At 41.8% G+C, this 17,356-nt stretch carries 15 protein-coding genes; all 15 read right to left on the minus strand.

The annotated features are described in order from the left end of the window. Window position 1 precedes the first annotated feature (1 nt). The 15 genes from R7070_RS14950 to R7070_RS15020 all read right to left on the minus strand — a co-directional run bounded on the left by R7070_RS14950 (window position 2) and on the right by R7070_RS15020 (window position 17,351). On the minus strand, window positions 2-1,135 hold the full coding sequence (locus tag R7070_RS14950) for an exonuclease SbcCD subunit D (protein ID WP_017820209.1): 1,134 nt from the start codon (window positions 1,133-1,135) through the stop codon (window positions 2-4). A gap of 358 nt (window positions 1,136-1,493) precedes the next feature. Next, the gene (locus tag R7070_RS14955; RefSeq protein ID WP_213895873.1) at window positions 1,494-2,333 is read right to left on the minus strand and encodes an NAD/NADP transhydrogenase subunit beta; all 840 of its coding nucleotides are present in this window, start codon (window positions 2,331-2,333) and stop codon (window positions 1,494-1,496) included. Further along, window positions 2,334-2,624 (minus strand): PAAR domain-containing protein, encoded by a 291-nt coding sequence (locus tag R7070_RS14960; protein ID WP_005375969.1) that lies wholly within the window; start codon window positions 2,622-2,624, stop codon window positions 2,334-2,336. It lies immediately after the preceding gene. Window positions 2,625-2,635: 11 nt separating this feature from the next. Continuing rightward, a complete protein-coding gene (tssI, locus tag R7070_RS14965; RefSeq protein ID WP_256900029.1) occupies window positions 2,636-4,471 on the minus strand; it encodes a type VI secretion system tip protein TssI/VgrG in 1,836 nt (611 codons plus the stop codon). 49 nt (window positions 4,472-4,520) lie between these two features. Continuing rightward, on the minus strand, window positions 4,521-5,000 hold the full coding sequence (locus R7070_RS14970) for an Hcp family type VI secretion system effector (RefSeq protein ID WP_005375967.1): 480 nt from the start codon (window positions 4,998-5,000) through the stop codon (window positions 4,521-4,523). A 208-nt stretch (window positions 5,001-5,208) separates the two neighbouring features. Then, window positions 5,209-7,776: a type VI secretion system ATPase TssH gene (gene tssH / locus R7070_RS14975; protein WP_005375965.1), complete on the minus strand. Its 2,568-nt coding sequence runs from the start codon at window positions 7,774-7,776 to the stop codon at window positions 5,209-5,211. A 10-nt stretch (window positions 7,777-7,786) separates the two neighbouring features. Then, window positions 7,787-8,752 (minus strand): type VI secretion system baseplate subunit TssG, encoded by a 966-nt coding sequence (tssG, locus tag R7070_RS14980; RefSeq protein WP_256900028.1) that lies wholly within the window; start codon window positions 8,750-8,752, stop codon window positions 7,787-7,789. Beyond that, the gene (gene tssF / locus R7070_RS14985) at window positions 8,749-10,572 is read right to left on the minus strand and encodes a type VI secretion system baseplate subunit TssF (RefSeq protein WP_005375954.1); all 1,824 of its coding nucleotides are present in this window, start codon (window positions 10,570-10,572) and stop codon (window positions 8,749-8,751) included. The genes tssG and tssF overlap by 4 nt, the downstream gene beginning before the upstream one ends. After that, window positions 10,569-11,033 (minus strand): type VI secretion system baseplate subunit TssE, encoded by a 465-nt coding sequence (gene tssE, locus R7070_RS14990; RefSeq protein ID WP_017635621.1) that lies wholly within the window; start codon window positions 11,031-11,033, stop codon window positions 10,569-10,571. The genes tssF and tssE overlap by 4 nt, the downstream gene beginning before the upstream one ends. A 7-nt stretch (window positions 11,034-11,040) precedes the next feature. Next, window positions 11,041-11,835: a type VI secretion system accessory protein TagJ gene (locus R7070_RS14995; protein WP_005375952.1), complete on the minus strand. Its 795-nt coding sequence runs from the start codon at window positions 11,833-11,835 to the stop codon at window positions 11,041-11,043. A 10-nt stretch (window positions 11,836-11,845) separates the two neighbouring features. Then, window positions 11,846-13,357 (minus strand): type VI secretion system contractile sheath large subunit, encoded by a 1,512-nt coding sequence (gene tssC / locus R7070_RS15000; protein ID WP_053303680.1) that lies wholly within the window; start codon window positions 13,355-13,357, stop codon window positions 11,846-11,848. A 52-nt stretch (window positions 13,358-13,409) separates the two neighbouring features. Continuing rightward, on the minus strand, window positions 13,410-14,903 hold the full coding sequence (tssC, locus tag R7070_RS15005; RefSeq protein WP_085569005.1) for a type VI secretion system contractile sheath large subunit: 1,494 nt from the start codon (window positions 14,901-14,903) through the stop codon (window positions 13,410-13,412). Further along, complete coding sequence (tssB, locus tag R7070_RS15010) at window positions 14,903-15,433, minus strand: type VI secretion system contractile sheath small subunit (RefSeq protein WP_005375949.1); 531 nt, start codon at window positions 15,431-15,433, stop codon at window positions 14,903-14,905. Before tssB ends, tssC (R7070_RS15005) begins: the two co-directional genes overlap by 1 nt. Window positions 15,434-15,448: 15 nt before the next feature. Then, complete coding sequence (gene tssA / locus R7070_RS15015) at window positions 15,449-16,564, minus strand: type VI secretion system protein TssA (protein ID WP_085569004.1); 1,116 nt, start codon at window positions 16,562-16,564, stop codon at window positions 15,449-15,451. Beyond that, window positions 16,557-17,351, minus strand: coding sequence for a PP2C family protein-serine/threonine phosphatase (locus R7070_RS15020; protein WP_005375947.1), 795 nt, complete (start codon window positions 17,349-17,351; stop codon window positions 16,557-16,559). The genes tssA and R7070_RS15020 overlap by 8 nt, the downstream gene beginning before the upstream one ends. Between the last annotated feature and the right edge of the window lie 5 nt (window positions 17,352-17,356).

Here is a 17,356-nt window from a genome sequence, read left to right on the forward strand (position 1 = left end):
CCTATTGCTGTGATAATTGCTTAATAATGTCAGTAACAGCTTGCTCTTGCTCTTTAGACAACTGGCTATCTTGCGCCTCAATAAAAAAATCTCGGAACATATCAATTTCGCTTCGCGCCAACTTTGCTTGCGCCATTTCCTGCTCTACCCCAATTAACATGCCAGGTTTCTCAAGGTGTAAAACGTTTGGATACACTGAACGAAGTTTTTCCATTGGGTTTAAAATCGCATGTTTATCCATCAAACGAACTAACAAATAATCTTCATTCTTGGGGTCTGTTTTCCCTTGCTCAATAACTTTATCCAGCTCGCCCTCTACAATACGCATTTCATGAGGAGCCGTAAGATCAATATGCTTTGCAGAAACGAATCCTTTCTTGTCCAGTTCAACTAACGTGAAACCTTTTCTCTGGTTCTGTTCACCAAAGCTATACTTCATGAGAGAGCCAGAGTAACGGATATGCTCTGCGCCTTTCTTTTGAGGCTGATGCAAATGACCAAGTGCGACGTAGTCAAAATCTAAGAAGTGTTCATGACTCACGCGATCAGAACCACCAATAGATAATGGTCGTTCAGAGTCTGACTCGATAGCCCCATCAACAAAACAGTGACTCACGAGCACGCGCTTTTGCTTAGAGATAAAGCGCTCTTTAATTTGCTCAACAAGCAATTGATGAGCCTCATCATGAGTGGATACCGAGGCTTTGTAGGCAAACCTGACCTGTTCAGGGTCGTTATAAGGCATACCATAAAACGCGACCTCGTCCGCAGAGTCCGTTTTTATGATGATGGGAGTGAGCATATCTTCAAAGTTGCTAACAATATGGAGACCTGCATTTTTCATTTGCTCTGAGCCGAAACCTAGCCTTTCTGCACCATCATGGTTGCCAGATATAAATATCATTGGTGTTTCTAACTCGGTACAAATGCGTTTCACGACTCGATCTAACAGTTCTATTGCAACCGTTGGTGGCACCGAACGGTCATAGATATCTCCCGCCACTACAACTGCATCGACGGGGTTGCGTTCAATATAGTTAATCAGTTGTTCGAGTACTGCTTGTTGATCTTCGAGTAGTGATACGTTGTGGAATTGTCGACCAAGATGCCAATCTGAGGTGTGGATAAACTTCATTCGAATTCACTTTCCGCCAATTCTATGAGTAGGCTTGCTTCTGTCAGAGTCCATGTACCGTTTATAAAAAGGAATGCGTCACGGGTGGGATCTCGAACAAGCCAAAACTCAAGTTATTTTATATCGGTAAGGATATCTTGAGTCGAACAGCTTTTCATGTGGTTTGTGTTCTATGGCTGGCTATTTAATCAGAAAGCGAGAAGAACACTGTAAAAACGCGGTGAGCAAAGCTATTTTGAAAAGCAAGCTGCGCCTAGTCATTGTCCAAACATCATTAAAGGGCCAGTTTCGAGTCAATCCCCCATAACATTTGCATCACTAAAACCTCAGCTACTAGAAGGAAAAGCAATAGCCAGACCTATTCGCTACGCCAATTGTATATTACTCCTACCGCATAGCCATCTGGCTCGATGTCGGCTTGCAAAACGTGAAAGTCTGGGCAGGGGCTGCTTCTTTGAAGCTCATCAATCACTAACGCTTTTAAAACTCCGCCACATGCACCCAATCCGCCAAGTTTTATATCAACAAATTGATACTGAGTTTGATCGGTCACCCACGGAGACAAGAATTGCATTGAGTTTAACCATTGCGGCTCTTCCTCATTAACGGATAAATACAATTGACTGAGTGGATGTTCACAACTTACTCCTAATTGCTTAAACACCTTGTCCACGGCGATGCGTTGTTGTTTGGCATCTAAATCAATTCGAACAACATCAGGCACAAGACCTGAATGTCGAAAAAAACACTTGGTTAAAATGATAGAGCTTTGAGGTTTGACATGCCCTTCTACATCGCTCGTAACCTCTATAGCCAGTATCCAAGTCGCTTGCGTTTCATTAACTTCACGATTTATCCGATTTAGTGCCATCAAAAATGCAGCTTGGCCATAAGGATAAAAGTAAATTTCAGTATTGACAGTTTGGCCAACGAAAATAGAAAGCTCGCTTATCAATGCTTTAAGCAAACTTTTGTCCACCGAAGATGGTAAAAGAACACAGAGATTCCCCTTGATATCAGCTTGCTCAAGACTCTCGCGCTCAGAGCGCACGAGGCTTAATATATGCTCATCTATTGATTGAGCAAAGTCAGGGGGTCGGATTTCCTCGGACAATCTAAAAGAATCATCAGCTATCTCGCGAACGGTGTGTGAACGGCCATTAAAGGATAGAAGATGCGTTTGAAATGCGAGTGGCATCTAGCCTCCGATTAAAACCGTAGGCATACCAGATAGAATTTTGCCACCATGAGACGTTGAATCGCCGACTCTCGCGGCTGGTTTACCGTTGATTGTTACGCTAGAAGAACCTGCAGAGATACTATCCGGAGGACCGATACAAATAAGCTTGTCGCCTTGTCTTGCCGCAGGTATCCCGCCAATCGTTACGTTTGGTGAACCAACAACGACGGGACCACCGACATGCGGTATCTTTCCTGTTTTTTTAGGGCAAAGATGAAAGCTGCCCAAAATTGCGGCTGGTTTACCCACTTTAAATCACCTTAGTTCAATGAAATTTGCCCAGCTTTAAGAGCAATAGCTGAGCCGTTAATGGATATTTTATTACCTTTGATATTGATTTCTCCAGAGCTAGACATCTGAATAGAAGCACCACCTACTTTGATCTCGACGCTCTTTCCTGCATTAAAAGACAGTACTTCACCCGTTTCATTCGAAAAGTTTTTACCTACTTTCAAGCTCGCGTTCTGACCAACCTCTTGATTAACATCATTGGTCACTTTTTCGGTTTTACTGTTTTCAACGGCGATATCAACACAGTCTTCAACTAGCATTTGGAACAGTTTTTCAGCATGAAGATAAATGTGCTCTTCACCAGGCTTATCATCGAAGCGCAACTCATTAAAATTGGATGTACCTTTTTGTACAGAGCGTGATTTATAACCACTCTGAGAACTTTGCTCTGGTAAAGTGTAAGGAGGGAGTTGACTACCGTTATATAGTGACCCCGTAACGATTGGTTGATCAGGGTCTCCGTTAACAAACTCGACGATGACCTCTTGTCCGACTCTAGGGTGAAACACCGACCCCCATCCGTTACCTGCAATATTTTGCGCAACACGAATCCAACATGAACTATTTACATCGTATTTACCAACACGGTCCCAGTGAAACTGAACTTTGATACGGCCATGTTTGTCTATGTAAATTTCACCATCTTTGTTCCCCGTAACTACTGCGGTTTGCAAACCTTTCATCTGAGGTTTCGGGTAGTTAACTGAAGGACGCAGGATTGTCTTTGAGTCAACACAACTAAACGAGACTTTGACACCTTGCGCACCGGTCCCACCTTGACCAGTCTGGTTATAAACAGCAGCAGACAAAAAAACAGAAGACAGTACATATTCTTTGCCGACTCGAGATTTATCTTCATGCTTTTTAAACTTGAAGCACTTGCCCACACTGAATGTTCTGCACGTAGCCTCGCCACGACACAAATATGCATTTTGCTGTAGTGCTTCTATTGCATGCGTGTTTCTCAGTGCGTATTGATCATTGCTCTCCATTTCACCCATGTATTCAAAATACTCGCTTCCAGGTACTGTAAAAAAATCACTTTCACCCTTTGCAGTATTTTTAGGATTCGAAGAAGGCTTGAGCATGTTATAGCCTGACTTTTGACTCGCTTTAGTAGTCAGAATTTGCGTTTCATGCCAAGAAGAAATGTGGCTAGATTTCGCCGTACCTGTATCAAAATCGACTAAAAACTCAGTACCCGGCTTATAAAAACTGATGTCATCAAAAATATTGAGCGTATGGGCAGACTTAGTATGTGTAAAACAAAATGATAGCCCCTCCTCCGATAACAGACGTCGAACAAATTCAAGATCTGATTCTTCATATTGTACTTTGTATGTGTATTTAGGATAGGACTTGGTTAACTCAAAACTAAAGGCAACACTATGCTCCGATAGTACTTCAGAGATAATTTCCTTTATATCTTTATGCTGAAATATTCTGCAATTTTTTCGATATTCAGCGAAACGTAATTTAGGCTCTATTAATAATTCTATGTTTTTATAATTTTCGCCTTTATGTGTATTAGAAACCCTTTTCCCTTCTAATCTTGCAGCAGAAACATAACCATGCATATAACGAGGATTTGAAGAAACATCCTCATTATTTTCAAGGGTAATGGTAACTTCCTTACCAATAATTTCGTTTAACTCACTTCGTTGATCATTAAAGTAAGCTTTAGCACGCAATGAAAAAAGTTCTGAGATCTCTTCTCTATACTCAAACGAGTTTAGTATGATGGCATCTTTACCGAATGGCGAAGAAATTCGGATGAAATTGTTATCTTGAGTTGCTCTTTTCATTAAATACTTCTTTCAAAAAAATGCGGAGGAATACTCCCCCGCATGAAAATTACATTTGTTGACCTTTAACACCGCTGTAGCCGTATACCAATGGAGCAGAAGTGTTGTTCTTATCGTCAGTAGGAGTCACTGTCATCATCATTTCTGTGTAAGAAATTGTGATAGTTTCAACTGGACGATCGTCTTGGATAGAAACTGAGTAGTTAGAAATCATCGCATCAGTCAGTTCGATCTTCATGATCTCTTCAACCTTCTCACCCTGCTTAGTAATATGGAAAACCGCTGGTTTACCTTTACCAATCGTCGCTTCTTTAAATAAGTCAGGAGAAGAACGGTCTTGAAGTTTAGTGATAGTCAAATCATATAGACGAGTAGCGCTCGCTTCACGGTCCATCGCTGTACCAGTGTATGATGAGATCTCACGACCTACACTCCAATCTACAGATAGTAGTGTAATCAAATCTTTGTATTGCTCGGCTGTTGCCTCACCCTTAATATCTGCGTATTTAAGATACGTATTAGACTGCATGCTAATCTCCTATAGCATTATTAATTGACATATATCGTAGTAATTTAATTATCTGACGTTTGGTGATAATTAGTGATTAATGTATCAAAAACTTCATTTTAAATACGCCCTGTTATATCTTTAAATAAGATTTAATTTAAGCGTTTTTTATAAAAAATAATAGTTAATATGAACCAACTCCCAATTATTATTGAGAGTGTAAAGGATGTTAAACTATTGAGACATCAAGTCCACTAGTTGTACCTTTAACAATAATTTCATCAAACGTCTTATCATTAAGAATTGCATGCAATATTTCATGAGAAATCTTCGGAAGCAATGTATTTTCTATGGTTGTTTGTACCACACGCGCACCACTCCCAGACTCATTGCTATTGTCTACAATATCATTAATTAGTTCCTCATCAAAAAATAGGTCAGCGTTATAGTGCTTACGAATACGAGTCGTAATTTTATCCAACTTTAATTTTGTTATTTCTATCAATACTTTTCTTGATAGAGGCAAATAAGGTAATACATTCACACGCCCTAAAAATGCTGGTTTAAAGTCAACCAACAAATCATCGCGTAAAGAATCTTTTAGTGCTGACGGCTCAGGAGCTAAATCAGGATCAGAATACAAAGACATCGTCGTTTCGGTCCCTGTGTTCGCGGTCATAATAATAATAGTGTTTTTAAAGTCTATATCTCGACCTTCACCGTCTTTAATTGAGCCTTTATCAAATACCTGATAAAAAATATCTTGAACACCAGGGTGCGCTTTTTCCATTTCATCGAGGAGAATTACACTATAAGGTTTACGTCTAACAGCTTCAGTCAGTACACCTCCTTCTCCATAACCGACATAACCAGGAGGAGAACCTAATAGCAATGAGACTTTATGCTCTTCCTTAAATTCCGACATATTGATAGTCGTGACATTTTCTTCACTACCATACACTTTCTCTGCAATCGCCAAAGCCGATTCGGTTTTACCCACTCCGCTTGGTCCGGTCAGGAGAAATACACCATTTGGTCGTGTCTCATCCGTGAGCTGCGCACTCGCGGTTTTTATCACTTCAGACATGAGCTCTAAAGCGTGATCCTGCCCGACAACTCGCTTACACAAACTTTCTTTCAAACCCAATACTGCTTGGATTTCATCATCCTGAAGTTTACCCAACGGTATACCGGTCCAATCCGAAATAACTTCTGCGATTAGCGCTTCATTTACATGCGAAAAAACTAAGGGCTGTGAGTTAGCGGAGAGGTTATTTTCAAGCTCTTGTAACTTGTCTCTCGCAGTCTCAGAACCCTCCTGGATTATTTGGGTTCTAAGTGACTTAGCTTCACTTACCCATTCTTTTTCTTTTTCCCAAAGTACTTCTAATTCAATAATGTCATTAGATAGCGCATCAATCTCTTTTCGGACACTTTGCAGCTGCACATCAAGAGATGCTCCTAGCCGATTCTCTTGGCTAAGATGCTCATACTCAGCTTGCTTTGCTTTAAGTTTATTTCTTTTCGCATCTAGGCCTCCCGGTGTAGATGACTGACTTAACGCAACTCGAGAGCAGGCCGTATCCAAAACAGAAACCGCTTTATCTGGCAGTTGACGACCATTAATGTATCGAGCTGAGAGTTGGACCGCTGCATTGAGAGCTTGGTTAGTGATATGAACATCGTGGTGTTGTGCCATTACATCAAGTAAGCCTCGTAACATTTCGATCGCGAGTTCAGGGGCAGGCTCATCAACCTTTACGACTTGAAAACGCCTAGTTAAAGCTGCATCTTTTTCAAAATACTTTTTATACTCTGCCCACGTTGTTGCTGCGATCGTTCTGAGTTCACCTCTCGCTAATGCTGGCTTCAGAATATTCGCCGCATCACCTTGGCCCGCTTGCCCACCACCGCCAATTAGGCCATGAGCTTCATCAATAAACAATATAATAGGCTGTGGAGCGTCGTTTACTTCCTTAACAAGGTTATTAAGCCTGTTTTCAAACTCACCTTTCATGCCTGCGCCGGCTTGCAGTAACGCCAAATCCAGAGACTTAATTGCCACATTTTGCAGAGCAGGAGGTACATCGCCATCAATGATCTTTTGCGCCAAACCTTCAACAACGGCTGTTTTTCCAACACCAGCTTCTCCCGTAAGAATCGGGTTGTTTTGTCGGCGTCTTAATAAAATATCGATCATTAGGCGAATTTCATTATCTCTACCAATCACCGGATCTATTTTACCTTCCCTAGCTTGCTCAGTAAGGTCTGTTGTAAATTGATTCAAGGCGGAATTCGCGTTTGACTGCGCTAAGTCATTCGATCTTGATTGAGGCGCATTACTTTCTTTAAAGTTCAATAAGCGAGATGGTTCTATCTTGTTTAGTTCAGGACTAATCGAACCAGCCATGTTGACTAACGTATCATCAGACAAGTAGGCAAATAAAAGATGGATGCACCCCAACTGTTCTTGATTGAATTCAATGGTTGCAGACAACAAGGCATTTTGCATAACAGTCACCGTATGAGCTGATAGCCCAGGCACCGACTGGCATCCTGTTTTGTATTTTTCTAATGCCTTTTGAATATCGGTTTCAACCTTGATTTTATCGACATCAAATTCGTCAAAAACTTCAGAGTAAATATCGTCAGGATGGCGGATAATCATCATTAACCAGTGAGACATTTCAATACTGTGATGAGTTCGGGAGCTTGCCATAGCAGCTGCCTGTTCAAGCGTTTCCTTAGCCTGAGGAGACAATCTTTCGACCAACGCTGAAAGTGAGAGTGAAGCCATTACATTTCCTTTAAATAGTAATTGTTATAGTTCGATCTTTTGTACGTTCGTGTTTTTTAAGCACAGAACCAATACCTAACTGCCCCTGCTGTTTCGATAAACAAGCTTGTGGTAGCAAACTATGTTTGGTGGTGAGCTGCCACTTCAGTTGTTTATGTTTTCCAATCAACTCATAAGCAGCGTTCTTAATGATTGCTATATTGGGTTGGTTAGAAAGCAATTTACTAACTAGCTGTTTATCTTTTGGCAGAAATTCTATTGTTGTCCCCGCGTTGATGTTCCATGCTTTCGAACCCAAAGACGCTCCTAAACCAAGTTGAGCAAACTGCCCTTCAGGCATAGTTCGGGATGCAAGGCGTGTTTGCTCTTCTTTCGTAAGGTGTAACCATTGTCCTTGAAATTCATGAACTTTTACTTGGCATCCAGATAAACATTCAAGAATACTTTTTAGTCCACCTTTACTTCTCACTGGTGAAGCAAACACACCACCATAGTGCCGGGACAGTGAACTCCCTTTCCCAGTTAATGCCGATTTACAGCTTTCTAACGGAGAACGCGCGCCCTGCGCATGCGCACGAGACTGAACAGTCAGCTGACTCAATTGCCAACATCGATAATAAAGAGATAATAAGCGATGATTGAAAATATCGTAGAAGTCCACCATAGCCGTATCGCCTTCTTTTTGGCGATGTAAAGCTAATTCACTATAGTGCTGGGGAAGCACACCTTGCTCACCCGTTAGGCCAATTAAATTGGTCTCAATCTCTAACTTGCTGTCATCTATATTTTTCAGTTCACAAAGCTGAGCATTTTCAAAACCTAATGATGGATTAACCTTTAAGTTTAGCTTTTCATGCTTCGGTAACGCATCTGTTCCTATTTGCGCCTCTGCTTGCAGGACTTCGTGTTCAATAAGATGAATCGCTTCAAACAATGGATGTTGCTTTAATTCTCGATAAAATTGTTCCGCGCTCATAGCAACACCTTATCACCAGTTAATGCGGGCCATAGATGGAAAGACTTTCCCGTGGACTTAAGTCTTATTTCTAACTGCGTAAAAATGTTAATTTCAGCATATTGCGAGAAGTAAACAGATAAAACACTACCTAAGAGAAAGATCTGCTCTTTAGGTAAAATTTGATCAGAAACCGTCAAAATAATTTTTATACCGTGCGCAAATCCAGCTTTACCTTTCTGACTAATTCTTCCTGTAGTAGGCTCAAACTCTAACTTAGTTAAAGCATCGATTACCGCTTTCGTTTCTGCTGTCCCAGAAAATGCATAGAGATTAAGGGTCTGCTTCAAAGTTGCTAAACCATCTTCCTCGGTAAAATGGTTTAAAGTTAAAAGCTTAGTTAACTGCCATCGTGTGCTTTCATCCATTTCTGGCCGAATGGTTTCTGATAAAGAAACTAAACAACGAACAGATTCGAAATTGTCATTTACCTCCGGTAAAGATACTTGCGGCAGCCCACCTCCAAATGGAAGTTTCTGCGCTAAGTTGCGGTTACAGCACTCAGCTTCCACGTACATTAACCAGTTTTCCCGGCTATCCGGGCTGAACAATTGATGTTTTTTATCAACAAAAGAAATGTAAGTTTCTCTACCGGGCTCATCATACCCACCAGCCCAGTTCTTATCCTCACGTCTCATCAACCAATAAATCTCACTAGTGTTCGTATAATGCGTGTGCTCACCAGCGTGATAACATGGCAAATTGTGGTACGTTTTGTTCCAGTTTCTCAACGTTACGTCAGAAATTGAGACAACCTCATTACTTTCAGCTTCTTGGTATTGTGGAGACAAGTGGTAATCGTATTCAGTTGGTAGAATACGCTTAGGCTCCATAATACTTTTAAATAAGTTGATCACAGGCACACAGCCTACCATTAAGCTTTCTTCGTCCACTTGCTTTGGAAGCCAGTCATCGTTGGTATCAAAGTAAAAATACAGTTCGACTTGCTCTCTAAGATCTAGCTCTGATAATCCAAGTTCGATGATATCAAAGAACATAAACTTCTCAGGAAAGTGCAAATACTCAACAAGTAATCTTGCTCCTGAAAAGCTTCTTTTACTGTATGGCACAACTTTCTCATCTTCTGAAAATCCCACTTCAGAAAGATGCCTTTTGGTTAAAGGACGAACTTCTTTGCCATCCACAACAACAGATAAACCAATTAGGTTTTGAAACAGCATTTGGTAGAGCTTAAAAGTCAATTGAGATTGACCGTTTAAATAGAAGCGCAGCCGTTCTGCCCCCATTTCACCAAGAGGAGTCTCTTCATCTTGAGCCGTGAGCTGTACTTTCAAAACTGAATGAGCATTGCTTTCCCATCGTGAGCCAACTGGCTTGAAAGGCGCATTTTTAAAAACGCCAGAGGTCACATCAACAGGATACATTCTGACCGGATAACAAGTTCTAAACTCGCACTCATGATATCCAGGAGCACCGATAACAACTCGCTCGCCTTCTTCTACATCAAAATAAGAGGAAGTGGAGTTAGAACAGCTCATTTTAATGACTGACATTGACGGGATTGGGGCGTGAAAATCAGGATATAACTGTCCCATCAAAGACTCTGTAAATTGAGGGTAACTATTGTCTAAGCTTTGTCTAATCCTTGCTGTTAGAAATGCGCAGCCTTCTAACAATCTTTCTACGTGCGGATCGTCAACCTGTTCCTCACTAATACGAAGTCTCGCAGCAATCTTAGGATACTGCTCCCCAAATTCTTGCCCTTTGTGACGCAAATAAGCTAACTCGCGATTATAGTACTTGAGAAACTCTTCACTCATTTTGCTCTACTCAGTTTCATACCTAAATTTACCGGCTCTACTTCAGAATTGAATCGCACTTCATGAATACTGTTATCAATTAAGCAAGTGGCATTTATCTGTAACCTCAATACCCTATCAATAGCGTTTTTCTCGTCTGAAATCTGGACATGAGGGTTCCTTAACCTCGGCTCAAACTCTTTAATTGCATCATGAACGATGTCGCAAAGCTGATTCTGCCCTTCTTGGCTGCTATAGGGCATTGAGGAAAAATCTGGCAGCCCATAATTCAATATTGAATAACGAACCTCTAAAAGATCATCAGGAATGTTTTTCCATCCAATACGACTATTCAGCATCGACTCTAGATCTCTAAGTAAGCTGCTCAACATCTGTTGCTGGCTTGCAGGGAAGTCTTTCTCATCTCGAGTGAGAGGATCACTATCTATCAATTTGTCGAGCAGAGAAACGGTTAACGACATGATATTTCTACGCTATTTGTTTCTGTTCTAATAATGTAGTCAAATCACAGATTGGAAGCGCCGAATCACCGACTAACCAACATTTTTGACCCAAGCCAACAAAAGATTCTTGCTCACCAATCTGCTTCCAATCCGTTTCTCGACCTAACTTTTGCGCATCGGTCTCTGAGTCAACATATGTCAACGGCATATGGCCTTCGCCTTCACCAAGTCCATCGATATCAAACTCGACAGGTCGCCAAATACTCTCTAACAAAGAAGTAGGTGCTTTAACTTCTAGCGTATGGATGCTCGATATGGGTACAAGAAAATAGTTACCTGCTGTAGAAAACAGTTCAATGTAACCACCTAAACGATCATCAATATCTCTAGCATCTTCGTAGTTTGTGCCGTTTACGTTAAACCCTTTAATAGTACGATGCTCTTCAATGCGATGCGATAGACGTGACGCTTCTTCGTACTCTTGATTTCCGAGAGCAAGATTAAATCGAACAAGCTCTTTAGTTAATTCCTCATCACCTATTACTTTGGCACTAGCCGCACCATTGATAAAATCCTTTCTAGCTTGAGCTGCTTTCACTAAATGTCGTAGCTGACTTGCACCAGGCAGATACTCAGGAAACAATTTAATCGATTGCATGAGCTGAGCGTCCGCACGCTCGAAGTCCCCATCAATGCAAAGAAGCTCAATGAAGGAACTTCTCAAGCTCGCATCTTTAGGTGTTGCTTTAATTTCATCAGTTAATTGCTCTAGAGCGTGTTGCAATAGGCCTTGGGACAAAGCATTTTTCCATTGAGTCATTGTTATTTCCTTACACCATGTGCTCTGGTGATAATTCGGTAATTAATTTAATGCTAGATACCATTTGATCGAGTTGAAAATGCGGTCGCAAATGGATAACTGAGTAATAATGTCCAGGAGTTTCTCTTTTCTCTCGAACTGTAATTTTCGCTTCATTTAGGGGGTATTTAGCTCGAAGCTCATCAGACGCTTCATCTGATGCGGTAGTGTACTGGTGTAACCAGCGTTGAAAGTCACGCTCTAGGCTTTCTGCGTCTTGATACCCACCAATTTTGTCACGCCCCATAACCTTGAGATAATGTGCGACTCGCGATACACACAATGTGTATTGCAACATCGATGTCAGTTTTGCATTCGTTGAAATATGCTTTTCTGCGTATTGTTTGGGCTTGTAGAGAGATACATTCGAGGTCATCCCTACCATATCAGTCTCAGGTATTGGAGAAATAGAAATAAAACCGCACTCAGACAATTCTTGTTCTTTTCTCTCAGTGATTTTCAAGTTTAACGGACATCTTTCACGATCATTCTTGCCATTAACACGCATCGTGCTCCTTGTAGGAGCGACGATAATACCCTGACTGTAATCGCCTTGTTTAATCCCTCGCATATGCGTGAACCAACCATGTTCCTGAAATGCTCTAATTGATACAGCAGCAAAACAGTACGCACTACTCCCCCATAGCAAATCTCGGTTGGAGTCGTAGATGTGTTCTTGAAAATTGAATTTATCATTCCGCGAGCCATCACTTTTGTATGGCTGACGGAACAAGACGTTAGGTGCAGTCAAACCAATAAATTTAGCGTCATCGTTATCTCTCAAACTACGCCACTTTGCATAATCTTCCTGTTCAAATTGGGCTGCTATATCTCTTATCGCAGAGAGTTGAGCGAAACTATCAACACCAAACATCTCTGGCGATGCAGACATGATAAATGGGCTGAATGCTGCAGCTGCAGACTGAGAGATCTTACTCAACACAGACAGATCTCTATCAAAATAATTTTTACTAGGATCACAGCGAAGCTGATAATCTCCAACCACCACACCAAAGGGTTCTCCCCCTGCCATGCCATATTCATTTTGATAGAGCAACTTAAATAGTGCTGATTGGTCAAACTCGATGGCTTTTAAAGCATCTTTACTGATTTCATTCCATGTCGCCGTTAAAACCTTAACTTTTACAGAGTCCGATGAACGAGAATCAACCTGTTCACATAAATACCTAACTCCAACCCACCCCCTTTCGAGCTGTTGAAACTCAGGATGATGTAATATTTCATTTAGTTGAGATTCTAATAGCTCATCAATGCGGTTAATTGTGTTCATCACACTATGACGAAAGCTGTCCAAATCTCTTGAACGTGTACCTTCTAGCCAAATTCGCGCTGACGCTACAAGATCAGAAGATTCATTGAATCGAGTCAACCACGGGCTATCAAGTTCAGCATAGCCTCCGGTACTGAACTCATGTTTTAGCTTGCTAGGGTCGCGAAAGTTAAGTGACACTGCTAATTCCATCTAGAACATAAAGATTGGTCATGGCTGGCCTTTCGACCAGCCAATTCATTTCTTATCCACCTGACTGAGGGATCTTTGCCACAAGTCGCAAAGATGTGGTCAGTTCTTCCATTTGTAACCAAGGCTTCAGCCATGCTACGGCATTGTAAGAACCAGGTGCGCCAGGAATTTCCTTAACCTGAACACGAGCGTCTGCTAGAGGGTATTTCGCTCTGATCTCTTGACCACCGCCTTCAGAAGCATTGACGTAACCTAGGATCCAGCGGTTCAGCCAAGACTCAACGTCTTCTGCTTCCATAAAGCTACCAATTTTATCTCGAGCCATTACTTTCAAATAATGCGCAAAACGAGATGTTGCCATCATATAAGGTAGGCGGGCAGAAATGGCCGCATTGGCCGTTGCTTCAGGGGATTCATGGTTCGCTGGTTTTTGACAGGTTTGCGCACCAAAGAACACTGCATAGTTGGTGTTTTTGTAGTGACAAAGCGGTAAGAAACCAAGCTTACCAAGCTCCGCCTCACGTCTGTCGGTAATACCAATCTCTGTTGGGCACTTCATATCAGGGTCGCCATCATCACTCATGAAGAAATGCGTTGGCAAGTTATCCACTCGACCGCCGCCTTCTGCACCACGGATGGCAGTACAAAATCCATATTTTGAAAATGCGTCGGTTAACTTAACACCAAGAACATACGAAGAGTTCATCCAACAGTAGTCGTTATGTTCAGCGTTAACAGCAATACCTGAAACAGGATCTACTTCGAACTCTTCAAACCCAAACTCTTCGACTGGAGCGGTAGCTTGTCCGTATGGCAAACGAGCAAGGACTTTTGGCATCGTCAGACTAACGAAGCGCGAATCGGCACTCTCGCGGAACGAACGCCATTGGGCGTATTCTAGTGATTCAAATACCTTATCTAGGTCGCGTGGTTTTGACAACTCAGTCCACTCATCAAAGCCGAATAGTGCTGGTGAAGCCGCGGACAAGAATGGAGAGAAGCCAGAAGCCGCTACATTTGACATTAGGCGTAACGACTCAATATCTTCTGGGTGGTTGGTAAACTCATAGTCTCCAATCAATGCACCATACGGTTCACCACCAGCACTACCAAACTCAGACTCGTAAACCTTTTTAAAGATCTGGCTTTGATCAAACTCAACAGCTTTGCTCAAGTCTTTATGTAGCTCTTTCTTGGTCATGCTCATCATGCGAACTTTCAGAGTAGAGCTGGTCTCTGAATTCATCACTAGATAATTTAAGCCGCGCCAAGAACCTTCGAGTTTCTGTAATTCTGGGTGATGCATTACTTCAGACAACTGATCAGAAATCTGCCTATCGAGCAAATTAATCGCTTCACGAAAAGTTACTGTTAGGTTTTTGTTCCAAGTAACTGTCCCTTTCATTGCTTCTTCAGCGAGCGTTTTAATCAGCTCCTCAGCACGAGAAGCTTCGGTCTGCTTAGTCGCACCAATAGCTTGATCTAAGAATGAAGTTGTCTGTTCATTAACAGTTAGATCCAACTGTTTTTCAGCTTCAGTCGTCATTATTCCGCTCCTTCAGTACTGTCTGACTTCGCTTTCTTGCCAAGATCTAACTCGCCTGCAAGTCTTGCCAGATTGTCTGTATTGTTCAAAACATCCTCTAGGATATTTTCAAGCTCTTCTGAGCGGTCAACTTTTGTCATCAAATCACGCAGTTTATTACGCGTTTCCATCAATTGGCGTAGTGGATCAACTTGATTTACGATCGCAGCAGGCTCAAAGTCTTGCATTGATTTAAAGTTTAAATCGACCTCAAACTGTGAATCGTCATTCGCAAGCTTATTCGCAACTTTAAACTTCACCGATGGATTCATTTTTTTGAGTACATCGTCAAAGTTATCTCGATCGATCTGAATAAAACGGCGGTCTTTTAATGGCTTCAACGCTTCTGTGTTTTGACCAGCGAAGTCACCCATTACACCTACAACAAAAGGCAGTTCTTTCTTAAGAGTTGTACCTTCAGTTTCAACATCATAGGTAATGTGGACACGAGGCTTCCGTACTCGTGATAGTTTCGAGTGGATACTCGTCATACCATTCTCCCTTTATTAATTTTCATTTTGTTCTGCTATGCCAACCAAACGGAAGTAGCTTTTCTTTGCATCCCCGTCGGAGATAAGTTCCGCCAGTAACTCCGGCAGAGGCATCCCACACCAACGAATGATCTGTTCGATGGAGTAAGAAACTGGTGAGTGAGGTTCACTCTCTCGGAAGAAATCAGCTACTTGCTGCAATTGTCTAATTGCCTGCTCTCGTGATTTCATGTTTGTCGCTAATAATGCATCACAACTTTGTGCACTTAACGGTTGTTCAGAAGAAGATTCATCAAGATCCTCTAGCTCTTCAATCACTGCTTGTGGTTGATTAAAACGATCTCCAAGAAGGTGCTTTAATGCCGAGTGTATTGATTCAAGTCTTTTTGATATATAAGAGCTAGGAGTCACATCACCGACCGCTTCATCTAATCGCTGACTGAATTCATTAAATGATTCCGTAGCGAACTCCAAATCCGTGATTAATTCTCGATAAAACGTATCAGAAGTCGACTTAACCGTAGTTGCAATTTCAGATAGCTCAACAGCCCCAAGCTCGACTCGATTTCGGCGCTTATCTTCGTCTAAACGCTCAAGCTCTATAGCTTGCTGATATTCCCAATAGGCATAAGCTTGCTCCACGCCTAAGTCAGTCAATGGTATACAAGCAATTGGAAAAATAAGTGTTCCTTCACTATCGATACCATTGAGGCCAATAATCGCCGATATTCTTGTCTCAATACCATCTTCATCAGGCATTGGGTACAGATCATCCCAAAAGTTCTCAATTAAACTGGTTGCGAGTTTGTAGCCAACGCCCATACCACGAAAACCATACAATCGAGTTAGGGCTTCTATAAGCCAGGCAACAAATTCCAAATCTTTAGACTGATTCGTGAGTATTTCTGGGACATCTTCAATAAATACTCGCCATAAATTACTGTGGGTATAGATACTTTCTTCTTCTATAAGAGCATTACGTTCAGCGTTGCGGGCGGCCATACGCTGATCTTTCAACCGATAGTAAGCAGACTGTGGTGATACATCCTCTCTAGGATCAATACCTGTAGGATTTTCTTGAGATATAGGAGCCAACGCTTGTTCATACCAATCAAACATTTCATTACTCATAAGCTCTCCCTCTTAGAAAGACAGGTATCGTCGCGTCTTCTCTAGTTACTGTTTCGCACTCCGTTTGCGCTTGGCGAACTTTGATCAAAGCACAAGTTACGTTATCACTTGCGCCCCGAACCAAAGCCGAATGCATGAGCGCTAATCCAGCTTGGTTGACTGAGTCTGCATACAATGTCCGATGAATTTCATCACTCGTAAGTTCCTTAGAGAGTCCATCGCTACAGAGTAGAAACTGATCGCCGTCAGCCAACTGCCCTGAAACTTGATCAATAGTGACACTTTCGTCGACCCCAACAGCTCTGGTAATAACATTTGCAAGAGGGTGCGATTCGGCATCTTCAAATGCCAATAAGCCCTGATCCACTAAGTCCATGACTTGACTATGATCACGTGTTTTTTGGACAAAATTACCACTTCTAAGCTGGTAAATTCGGCTATCACCCACCCAAAGACAGTGGTAATACCCATCCTGAATAAACAACAAAACAAGTGTTGTTCCCATCGTTTTACCGTCTAAGTGATTTTGTGCGTATTGGTAAATTTCTAAGTTCGCTTCTTGAACCACTCTTCGGATATCATCGATATTAGTATTGGAGACATCCTGCATGTGGCGCGCGACTCTATCCACTAGCATCTGGCTTGCTATATCGCCAGCACTGTGTCCACCCATTCCATCGGCAACCACCCAAATATGCTGTTCTGTCATATCCAACAGAGCATCCTCGTTATAAGGGCGTACTTTTCCTGCGTGCGATTTAGCAAAGGTAAAATAGTTCCAATTCATTCTTC

Source organism: Vibrio sp. 1557 (assembly GCF_033340175.1).
Classification (GTDB): Bacteria; Pseudomonadota; Gammaproteobacteria; order Enterobacterales; family Vibrionaceae; genus Vibrio; species Vibrio alginolyticus.

What these genes read in the sequence shown, in the direction of transcription:
- tssB (WP_005375949.1), bottom strand. Translation starts at nt 15,433, where the DNA reads ATGACGAGTATCCACTCGAAACTATCACGAGTACGGAAGCCTCGTGTC.
- tssC (WP_053303680.1), bottom strand. Translation starts at nt 13,357, where the DNA reads ATGGAATTAGCAGTGTCACTTAACTTTCGCGACCCTAGCAAGCTAAAA.
- tssE (WP_017635621.1), bottom strand. Translation starts at nt 11,033, where the DNA reads ATGTCGTTAACCGTTTCTCTGCTCGACAAATTGATAGATAGTGATCCT.
- R7070_RS14995 (WP_005375952.1), bottom strand. Translation starts at nt 11,835, where the DNA reads ATGACTCAATGGAAAAATGCTTTGTCCCAAGGCCTATTGCAACACGCT.
- tssA (WP_085569004.1), bottom strand. Translation starts at nt 16,564, where the DNA reads ATGAGTAATGAAATGTTTGATTGGTATGAACAAGCGTTGGCTCCTATA.
- R7070_RS14955 (WP_213895873.1), bottom strand. Translation starts at nt 2,333, where the DNA reads ATGCCACTCGCATTTCAAACGCATCTTCTATCCTTTAATGGCCGTTCA.
- tssC (WP_085569005.1), bottom strand. Translation starts at nt 14,903, where the DNA reads ATGACGACTGAAGCTGAAAAACAGTTGGATCTAACTGTTAATGAACAG.
- tssG (WP_256900028.1), bottom strand. Translation starts at nt 8,752, where the DNA reads ATGAGCGCGGAACAATTTTATCGAGAATTAAAGCAACATCCATTGTTT.
- R7070_RS14950 (WP_017820209.1), bottom strand. Translation starts at nt 1,135, where the DNA reads ATGAAGTTTATCCACACCTCAGATTGGCATCTTGGTCGACAATTCCAC.
- tssI (WP_256900029.1), bottom strand. Translation starts at nt 4,471, where the DNA reads ATGAAAAGAGCAACTCAAGATAACAATTTCATCCGAATTTCTTCGCCA.
- R7070_RS15020 (WP_005375947.1), bottom strand. Translation starts at nt 17,351, where the DNA reads ATGAATTGGAACTATTTTACCTTTGCTAAATCGCACGCAGGAAAAGTA.
- tssH (WP_005375965.1), bottom strand. Translation starts at nt 7,776, where the DNA reads ATGGCTTCACTCTCACTTTCAGCGTTGGTCGAAAGATTGTCTCCTCAG.
- R7070_RS14970 (WP_005375967.1), bottom strand. Translation starts at nt 5,000, where the DNA reads ATGCAGTCTAATACGTATCTTAAATACGCAGATATTAAGGGTGAGGCA.
- tssF (WP_005375954.1), bottom strand. Translation starts at nt 10,572, where the DNA reads ATGAGTGAAGAGTTTCTCAAGTACTATAATCGCGAGTTAGCTTATTTG.